The sequence below is a fragment of the Curtobacterium sp. ME12 genome, assembly GCF_903970855.1.
Lineage (GTDB): Bacteria > Actinomycetota > Actinomycetes > Actinomycetales > Microbacteriaceae > Curtobacterium > Curtobacterium poinsettiae_A.
In genome coordinates this window covers 219,491-231,163 of record NZ_CAJCKD010000001.1, presented here as the reverse complement: position 1 = coordinate 231,163, position 11,673 = coordinate 219,491, and the positions used below count along the sequence as shown (strand labels likewise).

Sequence of the window (11,673 nt, the reverse complement as noted above, 5' to 3'; positions counted from 1 at the left end):
GGGAGCGTGAGCGGCGTGGCGAGCACCGTGGCGAGCGCCGCCGCCGCCACCGCGGCCGCCACGACGTCCGCCGCGACCCGCGTCCGCGACGCCTTCGCCCGCATCGACGCCGTCGACCGCCCGGAGGTCTGGATCACCCTGCGCGACCGTGCCGACGTGCTGGCCGAGGCCGAAGCCGTCGACCCGACGCTGCCCCTGGCCGGCCTGCTGTTCGCCGTGAAGGACAACATCGACGTCGCCGGCCTGCCCACCACCGCAGCCGCCCGCTCCTACGCCCACGACCCCGCCACCGACGCCACCGCCGTCGCCCGGCTCCGCGCCGCCGGCGCCGTCGTCGTCGGCAAGACGAACCTCGACCAGTTCGCCACCGGCCTGGTCGGCACCCGCTCGCCGTTCGGGGCGGTCCGGAACGCCTGGGACCCGACGCGGATCTCCGGCGGCTCGTCGAGCGGTTCCGCCACGGCGGTCGCCCTGGGCATCGTCGACTTCGCACTCGGCACCGACACCGCCGGGTCCGGCCGGGTGCCCGCCGCGCTCGGCAACCTGGTCGGGGTGAAGCCGACGAAGGGGCTCGTGCCGAACACCGGGGTCGTCCCCGCCTGTCGCTCGCAGGACTGCGTCACGGTGTTCGCCCGGTCGCTCGACCTGGCGCGCACGGCGGCGGAGCTGATGGCCGGTCCGGACGGCGTCGACCCGCTCGCGCGGCCCGACCTCGCCCTCGCCGACCTGCCCGCCGTCCCGCGCATCGCGGTGCCGCTGCCGTCGCAGCTCGAGGGGCTCGCGCCCGGCTGGGCCGAGGCGTTCGCCGCTGCCGTCGACCGGTTCCGTGCGCTCGGACACCAGGTGGTCGAGGTCGACATCGCACCCCTGCTCGACGCCGCGTCGCTGCTCTACGACGGCGCGTTCGTCGCGGAGCGGTACGCAGCAGTGGGCGCCCACATCGAGGCCCACCGCGACGAGGTCGGTGCCGACCTCGACCCGTCGGTCGCCGCGATCGTGCTCGGTGGTGCACGACCGACCGCCGCGGAGCTCTTCGCCGACCAGGAACGGCTCGACGCGTTCGGGGCAGCGGGTCGCGCAGCACTCGAGGGCACCACGGCACTGCTCACGCCGACGACGACGTGGCACCCGACGCTCGAGCAGGTCGCGGCCGACCCGATCGGCGCGAACAGCCGGATGGGTCGGTACACGAACTTCGCCAACCTGCTCGACATGGCGTCGCTCGCCGTGCCCGCCGGCTTCGTCGACGGCCTGCCGTTCGGCGTGATGCTCACCGGCCCGGCGTTCAGTGACCGGCGCCTGGCGGCGTTGGCCGCCGCGTTCGCCGCCCCGACCGTCGACCTGCTGGTCGTCGGGGCGCACCTGCGCGATCAGCCGCTGAACGGGCAGCTGGTCGCGTCCGGCGGATCGTTCGTCCGGGAGGCCCGCACCGCGCCCGACTACCGGCTGTACGCCCTCGACACGGTGCCGCCCAAGCCCGGGTTGGTCCGCGTGGGTCCGGTCGCGTCCGGCGCTGCTGCGCCGGGTTCGGGGTCGGACTCGGGTTCGGGCTCGGGTTCGGGCTCGGGTTCGGGCTCGGGCATCGTCGGGGAGGTCTGGCGCCTGCCCGCCGCCGGCTTCGGCACCTTCGTCGCGGCTCTGCCGGCACCGATGGCGATCGGCACCGTGTCGCTCGACGACGGCACCGAGGTCACCGGGTTCCTGGTCGAGCCGTTCGCGGTCCAGGGGGCCGAGGACATCACCCACCACGGCGGTTGGCGCGCGTACCGGGAGCAGTCGTGACGGACACCGGCTGTCAGGATGGGGGCATGTCCCCCGACGACCGGCCCGTGCGCCCCGGCCGACCGCGGGTCGTGCCGAACGCCGACTCCGCGCTGAGCCCGCGTGACCAGATCCTCGACGCCGCCGCCGCGCTGTTCGTCGAGAACGGCATCAGCGCGACCTCGACCCGGGCGATCGCCGAACGGGTCGGCATCCGGCAGGCCTCGCTGTACTACCACTTCGCCGGCAAGGACGACATGCTCGTCGAGCTGCTCACGACCTCGGTGCGCCCGAGCCTCGAGCTGGTGCGCGGGCTCGAGCAGCTCGTGCCGGAGTCGGCCTCGGCAGCCGGTGCCCTCGCCGCGCTGGTCGTCGCCGACGTGGACACCCTCGCCCGCACGCCGCACAACATCGGCACGCTGTACCTGCTGCCCGAGGTGCAGGGCGAGCGCTACGACGGGTTCCGGGCGGAGCGGGTCGAACTGCAGGAGGCCTACGGGCGCCTCGGCTCGCGCGCTGCCACCCCGGACGTCGCCGCCGGTGTCGCGCCGTCGCGTCTCGGTGCTGTGCTCATCCAGATCACCGAGACCGTCATCCAGCTCCGCCGTTCCGGCCCCGTGCAGGACGCCGACCGGGACGCCCTCGTCGCGACCTGCCTGCGCGCGTGCGGCCTCGACACCGCCGCCGTGGCCGAGGCCCGGCGCGACGCCGAGTCCCTGCTGGCCGCCGTCGCGGTCTGACCCTCCCTCTCCCCTCTGCAAGGAGTCACCATGACCACGATCACCCCCGCCGCACACCGTCCGCTCGCCGACGCGCTGCTCCCCCGCACCGCCGTCGTCAGCACCGCCCTGGTCCTCGGCGGCGCGCTGCTGACCGCCGGTGCCGCGCAGGTGTCCGTGCCGATCTGGCCCGTCCCGATCACCGGGCAGACCCTGGCCGTGCTGCTCGTCGGCAGTGCCCTCGGTGCCCGTCGCGGTGCCCTGTCGATGCTCGTCTACGCGCTGCTCGGTGTCGTCGGGCTGCCGGTCTTCGCGGACGGTTCGGCCGGGGTCGGCGTGCTCGTCGGCCCCTCCGGCGGGTACATCGTCGGCTTCGTCGCTGCCGCGGCCCTGGTCGGCTGGGTCGCCGAACGCTTCGGCGACCGCCCGCTGCGGAACGCGCTGCTGTCCTTCGCCCTCGGCACCGTCGTCACCTTCGTCACCGGGATGGCCTGGCTCGCGGTGGCACTCGGCCTCGACCTGCAGCAGACCCTGCAGTACGGGCTGTACCCGTTCGTCCTCGGTGGTGTGGTGAAGACCCTGATCGGCGCCGGCGTGATCTCGCTCGGGTGGACCGCAGCCCTGCGCTCGGCCACCCGCCGGTGAGCGCTCCGTCAGGACTCCGGCGCCGGCCGTAGGGGTTCCGTCAGGAGGCCTTCCGCGCTGTTCGAGCCCGCGAGAGCGTGTGGTCGTGACACTGACTGCGATCATGCCGACGCTCCGCGCGTCGCTCCCCGATCCGATGGACCCGTTCCTCTGGCCGGCACACACCGTCGCGACCACCGACGACCTGCTGGTCTCGGCGATCTCGATGGTCCGGCTCGCCGACCTCACCGGCACCCCGACCGTGCACACCGCCGAGCAGTCCCCGCCCCGGTACCGCCCGCGCGGCTGGGCACCTCGCGACGTGAGCGTCGCCGTCGCGGCGGTCACCCGTGTGCGGCGACCGCGCACCGGGGTGGTGCTCCTGGAACTCGACGCGGTCCTGCCGACCTGCGCCGTGCTCGACCAGGTGCGCCTGATCGGACGCCGGAGCACCGCTCCCCGCTCCCCGATGTACGTCGTCACCCGCTGTGACGGTCGGGCCGACGGTCCGTTCCACCGCCTCCCGGCTCCGTTGCCCGCCGACGTCCGCGAAGGCGACCTGGTCTGCTTCCCGTGCCTGGCGACCGTCCGGCACCGCGACGTCGTCGAGCCGGTCCGGGCGGAACTCGCGCCGGTGCGCGCGGAACCCGCCCCGGTCGATCGATGACCACGGCGCTGCCGGTCCGCACCCGGCTGCTCGACGGCACCCACCTGTGGGGCCGGTACACGGTCCGGCCCGTCGGGCGGACCCTGTGGAGCTCGCGGACCCTCGTCGTGTTCCCGCCCGGCGCGAACGCCGGCGAGCGCCTGCTGCTGCGTGCCTGGCACGTCTGGCCGGCCGTCGGGGCGGTCGTCGCCCTCGCCGCACTGGTGCTCGCCGTCTCGGTCCCCGCCGTCGGCACGACCACCGCGCTGCTCGTCTACGGCGGCGGCTTCGCGGTCCTCGCCCGCGCCACCCGCGCGCTGCGACCACGGGTGCGGTCCGTCACCGTGACGACGTTCCTGGGCGACGGCCGCCGCGAGGTCCACGGCGACGAACGCCTGCTCACCGGCTCCCTGGATGCACTGTCGATCCTGGAGCAGGCGCTCCGAGCCGACCGCATCCGGCCCGTCGACTTCGAGCTGATCTGGGGCGACGTGTGGAACGCCCTGGAGTCCCCGGAACCGGACCACCGCGCACAGCGGTCATCCTGAAGCCGGTTCCCGCGCCGCGCGTTTGTATGGGTCCGGGAAGGAGTCCGCGATGAAGCACATCCACTACGACGCCACCACGATCCTGGTCGGTGACGACGTCGCCGACGCCGTGATCGAGTACGCCGCGGCCCTCGCCGGGGGTGACCGGGCCGACACCGTGGAGGTGCCGGCCGTCGCCGACGACGGGACGATGACCACCACGAAGATCCTGATCGGACCCGCGAGCGAGATCGTCATCGAGGACGCGGACGAGGACGAGCTGGAGCTCGACGACGGGGACTTCGTCGCGCGGCTGCGGGCGGCTGCCAAGACCTTCGGGCACAGCGAGCCGATCCACGCGAACTCGCGGGACGACCTGGCGGACGCGGCGGAGGCTGCCGAGGAGCACTGACGCCTGGGCGTCGCGCTGCAGGGTGGAAACGGAGAGTGTCTCCTGTACTGTGGTGACCCCGGAGAGCTTCTCCGGTTCCTGAGCCGCAGCCTGGAGGCCCGCCGTGCCCGAGCAGACCGCTCCCGCCGGGCGCGCGCCGCGTTCACTGCACTCCCCGCGTCCCGCGCGCGCCGACGCGCTGCGGAACCGGGACCACATTCTGCGGGTCGCCGAGCGCGCGTTCGCCGAGCACGGCGTGACCGGCTCGCTCGACGCGATCGCCAAGCAGGCCGGCGTCGGCGCCGGCACTCTCTACCGGCACTTCCCCACACGTGAGGCCCTGCTCGCCGAGCTCCTCGCCGCCCGCGACGAGCACCTGGTGGCGCGTCGCGAAGCGCTGCGCGGCGGCTCCGCGGACACCGGCGATGCCCTGCACGGCTGGCTCGACGCGGTCACCGAGTGGGCCGGCACGTTCGACGGGCTGCCCGAACCACTCCGCGCCGCCGCCTCGTCCGACTCGTCGCCGCTCGCCCTGACGTGCCAGGGGTTCATCACCACCACGGACGAGTTCCTCCGCGCCGCCCAGCGTTCCGGCCGTGCGCGCGCCGACGTCCGCGCGCGGGACCTGTTCCTCGCCGCGTTGGCGACCAGCTGGGTCCGGGGTGCCGCGCTGGCCGACGACTCGTCGTACGCCGCGCTCTCCGCCCTGTCGCGGCGCGGCTGGGAAGCCCCGATCCTCCCTTGACATCCACCTCTCTGGAAGGGCACCACATGAACCGCATCGGCATCATCGGCAGCGGCGCCATCGGCACCGCGATCGCACGCCTGGCCGTCGCCGCCGACCTCGACGTCCTCATCGCGAACTCGCGCGGCCCCGAGTCGTTGCAGGACCTCGTCGCCGAGCTCGGCCCGCGGGCACAGGCCGGCACCGTGCGCCAGGCCGTCGAGTTCGGCGACGTGCCCGTCCTCGCGATCCCGCTCACCGCCTACCCGGCACTCGCCCCCGACCTCGACGCCTTCGCCGGGCGGACCGTGCTGTCGACGGGCAACTACTACCCCGGCCGCGACGGCCGGATCGAGCAGCTCGACAGCCTCGCGACGACCACGGCGGAGTACGAGCAGACGCTCCTGCCCGGCACGCGGATCGTCAAGGCGTTCAACAACATCGTCGCGCACCACATCCCGAACCTCGCCGGCTCCACGCCCCGCACGGCGCTGCCGATCGCGGGCGACGACGAGCAGGCCAAGGCTGTGGTCGCCGAGCTCGTGCAGCTGCTCGGGTTCGACACCGTGGACGCCGGGACCCTGGCCGAGTCGTGGCGCTTCGAGCCGGAGTCCGGGGCGTACACGGGGATCTACGCGGCGAGTGCCGAGGGGTTCGCGGCGGACTACCTGGCGGATCCGGGAGCGCCGTTGCCCGCGGAGCGGCTGCGGGAGCTGCTGACCGTGTCGTACCGGGCGGATGTGGCGAACCGGCAGTTCTGAGTCGTCACCGCTGCGCCCGACCGCGTGCAGCGGCCTCGCGCACAGGGGGTGTACGCGAGGCCGTCCGCCTGCCTGATCCCATCAGGCGGTCTTGACACGCCCCCGGAGGAAGAGCGCGACGGCGGCGGCGGCGGCGATGCAGATCCCGCCGTTCACCCAGATCGCGGTCGTGACGCCGGTCAGCACGGCCTCGGCCTGCGGCGCGGTGCTCGCGAGGGCCACCGCCGTGAAGACGGCACTCATGATCGGGGTGCCCATCGTGATGCCGACCTGCTGACTCATGGTCGTAAGCCCCGTGGCCATGCCCTGCTCGCCTTCCGGGAGCCCGGACGTCGCGGTGACCATGAACCCGACGATGACGACGAGGTTCGCGACTCCTCCGACGAACGTGGCCGCGAGGACCAGCCAGATCGACGATGCGTCGTCGGAGATCAGCACGAGCGTGAGCGTCGCGATCCCCTGGACGACGAAGCCCCCGACGATGGCCGCCTTGTTCCCGAAGCGGCCGATGACCCGCGGACCGACGAGACCACCGAGGACCGTCCCGATGCCGAGCACGGCGAAGGACAGCCCCGCTGCCAGTGGCGTGTACCCGAGCACCTTCTGCAGGTACAGCGTCAGCAGGAAGACCAACGAGGTCTCGGTGACGAACGCGAGCATCCCGGCGATGTTGCCCCAGGACACGCTGGAGCGCCGGAGGACACCGAGCGGCACCAAGGGGAACGACGCACGCCGTTCGATGAACGCGAAGGCGATGAGCAGCACCACTGCGGCGGCGAACGACACGATCACGACCGGGTCGATCCAGGACGTCTCAGCAGCGGTGGTCAGCCCGAACACCAGGGCGAGCAGGCCGAGCGTGACCGTGATGGCGCCCGGGACGTCGAGGCGCGTCCGCTGGGCGGCTCGACTGTCCTGCAGCACCATCGGTGCCACGACGAGCACCGCGACCGCGACCGGGACGTTGATCAGGAACGCCCATCGCCAGGACAGCAGGTCGGTGAGCAGCCCGCCGAGGATCGCGCCGGTGGTGAACCCGGCGGCCATCAGCGAGCCGTTCAACCCGAGCGCCTTGTCCCGGGCGGCGCCTTCGGGGAAGGCGCTGAGCAGGAGCGCGAGGGCAGCGGGAACGACGATCGCGGTGGCGAAGCCCTGTGCGACTCGGGCGACGAGCAGGAGTTCCGGAGTCGTCGCGAGTCCGCCCGCCAACGAGCCCGCGCCGAGCAGCACCATCCCGATCAGGAACATGCGGCGACGACCTGCGATGTCGGCCACTCGACCCATCAGGAGGGTGAAGCCGGCGGCGCACAGTGCGAACGCCGTCGCGATCCACTGCAGGTTCTCGATCGCGAACCCCACGTCGGCCCCGATGGTCGGCAGTGCGACGTTGAGGATCGAGAAATCGACGGCGAGTGTGAAGCTCGCGGTGAGGAGCACGGTCAGTGCGACCCGCTGCTTCGTCGTCATCGCCCTGCCGTCGCCCGTCGTCGACGTGGTCGACGTGACGTCCGTTGCGTGTTCAGTGGTCACGGTGGCCTCTCTTCGTGCCCGGTGGATCAGGTTCGCCAGGGTTCTGACGTGTTCCAACCATCGCCACCACCCGGTCCACCAGCCACACCCCGCCGTGCCTGTCACTGACAGTGACAGGACAGATCGGTCTATCCGGCAGCAGAATGAGCAGATGAACGGTCCGAACGAACTGGGGAACTTCCTTCGCGTCCGTCGCGCCGCCCTGCAGCCCGAAGACGTCGGGCTGCAGGGCTACGGTGTGCGCCGGGTTCCGGGACTCCGCCGCGAGGAGCTCGCCATGCTCGCCGGTGTCAGCCCGACCTACTACTCGAGGCTCGAGCAGGGTCTGAGCACGAACGCGTCCGAGGCGGTGATCGCTTCGATCGCCCGTGCACTCAACCTGAATGCCGACGAGCGTGCACACCTCTTCAACCTTGCGCGTCCCGAGCACTCGACGCCGAAACGGCGATCTGCCGCGAAGCCGGACCACGCCCGGGCGGGCACCGTCCGGCTGATCACCTCGCTGGCATCGACGCCGGCGGTCATCATCGGCAAACGCAGTGAAGTACTCGGCTGGAACGCCCTCGGGCACCGCCTGGTCGCCGGGCACCTCGACTTCGAGAGCCCCGAGCGGATGGGCGAGCGGCCGAACATGACGCGCATGCTCTTCCTCGATGCCCACACCCGCGAGCTGTACACGCGGTGGCAGGAAGAAGCTGTCCGGGCGGTGTCGTCCCTCCGGGTCCTCGGCGGGAAGAGCCCCGAAGACACGCAGCTGACCGCGCTCGTCGGCGAATTGACCGTGAAGAGCCCGGAGTTCGGCACGCTGTGGGCGAAGCACCCCGTGGAGAACTGCGTGTCCGGCCTGAAGTCGTTCCGCCATCCGGAGGTCGGCGACTTCGACCTCAACTTCGAAGTGCTCACACCGCCGGACGACTCCGGCCACCGCGTCCTGATGTACACGCCGGACGCCGGATCAGCTGCAGCCGGTGCGCTCGAGCTGCTCGGACGCGGAGTGGAGGAACGGGTTACGAACGCTGCTCCGGCTGTGCGCTGAGCGCGCAGCGAGAAGGCCCGACCCCGCTGGGGTCGGGCCTTCTCGCTGTTCACACCGTCGGCGTCGCCACTGCCGGCTCGGGCGCCGGGAGCAACTTCCGACGAGGCCGTGCGAACCGATCCATCATGGGTTTCTCGACGAGCGCGTAGAGCGCCCAGCCGCCGAGGATCGTCAGACCGAAGAACGCCGCGATGAGCAACAGCGCCACCGGCGTCGAGAAGGTCGCGTTCTGCATCATCTGGCGGACCCAGAAGATGACGACGCCCTGACACAGGTAGAACCCGAACGACGTGTCACCGAGCCACTGCATCGGCCGAGACCGCAGGAAGGTCGACCTACCGGCCGCGTCACCGCTGGCCGCCGTCGCGATGAGCATCGCGATGGGGACGATCGTCGCCACGTTGAACGTCCACACGAAGGGCACCACGTTGGCGAGCGCGTAGCCAGCGGCGCACGCGAGCAGTGCCTGCCACATGCGCACCGCGGGCCAGCGGTGCTCCATGACGATACGGGCGAGGAGCGATCCGAGGATGAACTCGAACAGGCGTGCCGGCGGGAAGATGTAGCCGAACCAGAACTGGAACGAGGACACGGGGGTGAGCGCGGATCTCGGGCTGTCCGGCACGACGGTCAGGTTGATGATCTGCACCAGGATCATCCCGACGACCATCATCGCCGCCCAGAACCACAACCGGTTCCCCGGGATCTTCCGCAGCCCGATGATGATGAGCGGGAAGAGCATGTAGAACAACAACTCGCTGCAGAGTGTCCAGGACGGTGGGTTCACGGCGACGTTCACGGCGCCGTCGGGCGAGTACGAGTTGAGCAGGAAGAAGTTCAGGACGACTGCGTGTGCGGGCGTGATCGAAGCGGCGAACAACACCATGGCGAGCACCCACATCACCAGGTGGTTCGGGAAGATCTTCACGAGTCGGCGCCGCCAGAAGGACGTCATCCGTTCACCGGGCTTCGCGGCCCACGCGAGCAGGAACCCGCTGAGGACGAAGAAGAACGAGACGCCGATGTAGCCCGTGGTGACGAAGATCCTCTCGGCGGTGTCCGCGACCCGCTCGTCCGCGAAGAGGTTGATCGGATCGTTCGGCGGTATCGGAGACGCGGACAGCGTGATGTGGAACCCGAAGACCAGCAGCGCAGCGAAGAAGCGCAGACCGGTGAGCGACGGCAGCTTCGGTGGCCGCTTCGTGGTGGGGGCGTCGATGGTCATCGGTTCCCGTCCTTCCTCGGCGGGAGCTCGACACCGAGCTTGTGCGTGAAGTGATTGGCGGGGTCCCATCGTCGCTTCGCGCGCTGCAGCCGCGGGTAGTTGCCCTTGTAGTACAAGGTCGACCACGGCACACCCGACCGGTTGCGCTTCGGATCCGCCATGTCGACGTCGGGGTAGTTGATGTAGCAACCGTCCATCTGATCGCCGGGAACCGGCGCACCACCGGTCTCCGGGAAGAGCCCCTCGAAGGTCTCCCGTTCCCAGCCGAGGTAGAAGGCGTCGTCTTTCTCGTCCTGCCAGAAGGTCTGCAGGCAGATCTTGAAGATCGTGTCGCGTTGCGCGTTCGCGGTGGCGTCCTCGGCGACGGCGTTCACTTGGCCCCCGAAGGAGAACACGACCATCATCGTGTCCGGGTTGGTGAAGTCGGTCCGCGTCATCTGTTTCCACATGACGCCGAGCTGTCGGTCCGTGAACCCCTTCTTGAAGTAGGCGCTCTTGTGCGCGCCACGACTGGTCGGGTTCGTGATGGTGGGATTGTTCGTGCCGACCGTCCGAGTTGCCTGCATCCATGAGATCTGCTTGGTCTCGTAGAAGTCCGGGAGTGCAGGGAGCTCACCGCTGGGAGCGGTCATCGGCTCCGAGCTGACATCGACGCCGGCGGTGATGGCAGCGATGAACCGATGCAGCACACCAGCGGCGTCCGGCGCATCCGCGTCGATCTGGGTGAACATCCCCAGGCTGCCGTGTGCCCGGTGGTTCAGGTTGAACAGGCTCGACAGGTTCGATTCCGGCGTGCCGGGGTCCTTGTACCGTTCGTGCCAGGTGTTCCAGTTGGTCATGAGCCGTCGGAAGGCGGTCTCGTCCACCTGGTCCCAGGGGAACGACAGCGCACTCACGAGCACGCGGGACGGTGCCTTCACGAGCAGGTCCGACGGGTTCGTCCCCGTCGCGCCGGGGGATCGGAACCAGTACTTCGTGACGATGCCGAAGTTCCCCCCACCACCGCCGGTGTGCGCCCACCAGAGGTCGCCGAGCGCCCCCTTGGACTCACGAGTGGCCACGTGCGTCGAGACCGTGCCGTGCTCGTCGACGGTCACGACCTCGACCGCGTGGAGGTGATCGACCACCAGGCCGTGTGCACGGGTGAGCAGGCCGTACCCACCACCGGCGATGTGGCCGCCAGCGCCGACGCTGTAACAGATGCCTCCCGGGATCGTGACACCCCACCCCTTGAAGAGCTTCTCGTACACGTTCAGCAGCCGTGCACCGGGCTCGACGGCGAACGCGCGCATCGCGGGGTCGTAGTACACGTCCGTCATCGTGGAGAGGTCAAGGATGACCTCGACCTCCGGGTTGCACACGAAGTCGGCGAAGCAGTGGCCGCCGCTGCGGACGGAGAGCTTCTTGCCGGCGCGGACTGCCGATCGGACCGCACTCTCCGCGTCCTTCGCCGAACCGATGAGCCGGATGTAGTCGGGCCGAGCGACGAATCGGACGTTGTTGCCCGTCATCATGTCCAGGTACCGGGAATCACTCGCCGTGATCGTGGCCCCTGCCACCGTGCGCGCATCGTGGTTCGTCTCGGACGCCATCGCTGCGAGCGGATTGCCGTTCTCGAGCGCCATCATCGCCCCGGCCGCGGCTGTGCCGGCAGAGCCGAACAGGAACCCCCGTCGGCCGACCCTGTTCTTCGGGGGAGGTACTTCGGTGCTGGTCTTCGCCTGCATGG

At 70.7% G+C, this 11,673-nt stretch carries 12 protein-coding genes; 9 read left to right on the top strand and 3 right to left on the bottom strand.

Going from position 1 to position 11,673, the window contains the following annotated elements:
* Positions 1–15 precede the first annotated feature (15 nt).
* From atzF to H7A73_RS01095, 8 genes are all read left to right on the top strand, one after another.
* A complete protein-coding gene (atzF, locus tag H7A73_RS01130) occupies positions 16–1,782 on the top strand; it encodes an allophanate hydrolase (protein WP_259362642.1) in 1,767 nt (588 codons plus the stop codon).
* Positions 1,783–1,808: 26 nt separating this feature from the next.
* The gene (locus H7A73_RS01125; protein WP_182064295.1) at positions 1,809–2,501 is read left to right on the top strand and encodes a TetR/AcrR family transcriptional regulator; all 693 of its coding nucleotides are present in this window, start codon (positions 1,809–1,811) and stop codon (positions 2,499–2,501) included.
* A 30-nt stretch (positions 2,502–2,531) separates the two neighbouring features.
* Positions 2,532–3,125 carry a biotin transporter BioY gene (locus H7A73_RS01120; protein WP_182064294.1) on the top strand — a complete coding sequence of 198 codons (594 nt, stop codon included), beginning with the start codon at positions 2,532–2,534 and terminating at the stop codon, positions 3,123–3,125.
* Positions 3,126–3,210: 85 nt separating this feature from the next.
* Positions 3,211–3,771, top strand: coding sequence for a hypothetical protein (locus H7A73_RS01115; RefSeq protein ID WP_182064293.1), 561 nt, complete (start codon positions 3,211–3,213; stop codon positions 3,769–3,771).
* On the top strand, positions 3,768–4,298 hold the full coding sequence (locus H7A73_RS01110) for a DUF6611 family protein (protein WP_182064292.1): 531 nt from the start codon (positions 3,768–3,770) through the stop codon (positions 4,296–4,298). The genes H7A73_RS01115 and H7A73_RS01110 overlap by 4 nt, the downstream gene beginning before the upstream one ends.
* Before the next feature lie 49 nt (positions 4,299–4,347).
* Positions 4,348–4,689: a hypothetical protein gene (locus H7A73_RS01105; RefSeq protein WP_182064291.1), complete on the top strand. Its 342-nt coding sequence runs from the start codon at positions 4,348–4,350 to the stop codon at positions 4,687–4,689.
* Positions 4,690–4,792: 103 nt separating this feature from the next.
* A complete protein-coding gene (locus H7A73_RS01100) occupies positions 4,793–5,413 on the top strand; it encodes a TetR/AcrR family transcriptional regulator (RefSeq protein WP_182064290.1) in 621 nt (206 codons plus the stop codon).
* A gap of 26 nt (positions 5,414–5,439) precedes the next feature.
* Positions 5,440–6,153, top strand: a complete 714-nt coding sequence (locus H7A73_RS01095) for an NADPH-dependent F420 reductase (protein ID WP_182064289.1) — start codon at positions 5,440–5,442, stop codon at positions 6,151–6,153.
* Positions 6,154–6,234: 81 nt separating this feature from the next.
* Here H7A73_RS01095 and H7A73_RS01090 read toward each other — a convergent pair whose 3' ends face one another.
* Positions 6,235–7,620 (bottom strand): MFS transporter, encoded by a 1,386-nt coding sequence (locus tag H7A73_RS01090; RefSeq protein WP_182064347.1) that lies wholly within the window; start codon positions 7,618–7,620, stop codon positions 6,235–6,237.
* Between the two features lie 214 nt (positions 7,621–7,834).
* Between H7A73_RS01090 and H7A73_RS01085 the strand changes: the two genes are divergently transcribed.
* Positions 7,835–8,719: a helix-turn-helix domain-containing protein gene (locus tag H7A73_RS01085; RefSeq protein ID WP_182064288.1), complete on the top strand. Its 885-nt coding sequence runs from the start codon at positions 7,835–7,837 to the stop codon at positions 8,717–8,719.
* 49 nt (positions 8,720–8,768) lie between these two features.
* On the opposite strand, the gene H7A73_RS01080 is transcribed toward H7A73_RS01085, so the two are convergent.
* Both H7A73_RS01080 and H7A73_RS01075 read right to left on the bottom strand, forming a co-directional pair.
* A complete protein-coding gene (locus H7A73_RS01080) occupies positions 8,769–9,944 on the bottom strand; it encodes an acyltransferase family protein (protein WP_182064287.1) in 1,176 nt (391 codons plus the stop codon).
* Positions 9,941–11,671 carry an FAD-dependent oxidoreductase gene (locus tag H7A73_RS01075; protein WP_182064286.1) on the bottom strand — a complete coding sequence of 577 codons (1,731 nt, stop codon included), beginning with the start codon at positions 11,669–11,671 and terminating at the stop codon, positions 9,941–9,943. The genes H7A73_RS01080 and H7A73_RS01075 overlap by 4 nt, the downstream gene beginning before the upstream one ends.
* Positions 11,672–11,673: the final 2 nt, after the last annotated feature.

Coding starts and splice junctions, on each gene's coding strand:
- H7A73_RS01125 (WP_182064295.1), top strand. CDS start 1,809: ATGTCCCCCGACGACCGGCCCGTGCGCCCCGGCCGACCGCGGGTCGTG.
- H7A73_RS01120 (WP_182064294.1), top strand. CDS start 2,532: ATGACCACGATCACCCCCGCCGCACACCGTCCGCTCGCCGACGCGCTG.
- H7A73_RS01110 (WP_182064292.1), top strand. CDS start 3,768: ATGACCACGGCGCTGCCGGTCCGCACCCGGCTGCTCGACGGCACCCAC.
- H7A73_RS01105 (WP_182064291.1), top strand. CDS start 4,348: ATGAAGCACATCCACTACGACGCCACCACGATCCTGGTCGGTGACGAC.
- H7A73_RS01095 (WP_182064289.1), top strand. CDS start 5,440: ATGAACCGCATCGGCATCATCGGCAGCGGCGCCATCGGCACCGCGATC.
- H7A73_RS01090 (WP_182064347.1), bottom strand. CDS start 7,620: ATGACGACGAAGCAGCGGGTCGCACTGACCGTGCTCCTCACCGCGAGC.
- H7A73_RS01085 (WP_182064288.1), top strand. CDS start 7,835: ATGAACGGTCCGAACGAACTGGGGAACTTCCTTCGCGTCCGTCGCGCC.
- H7A73_RS01080 (WP_182064287.1), bottom strand. CDS start 9,944: ATGACCATCGACGCCCCCACCACGAAGCGGCCACCGAAGCTGCCGTCG.
- H7A73_RS01075 (WP_182064286.1), bottom strand. CDS start 11,671: ATGCAGGCGAAGACCAGCACCGAAGTACCTCCCCCGAAGAACAGGGTC.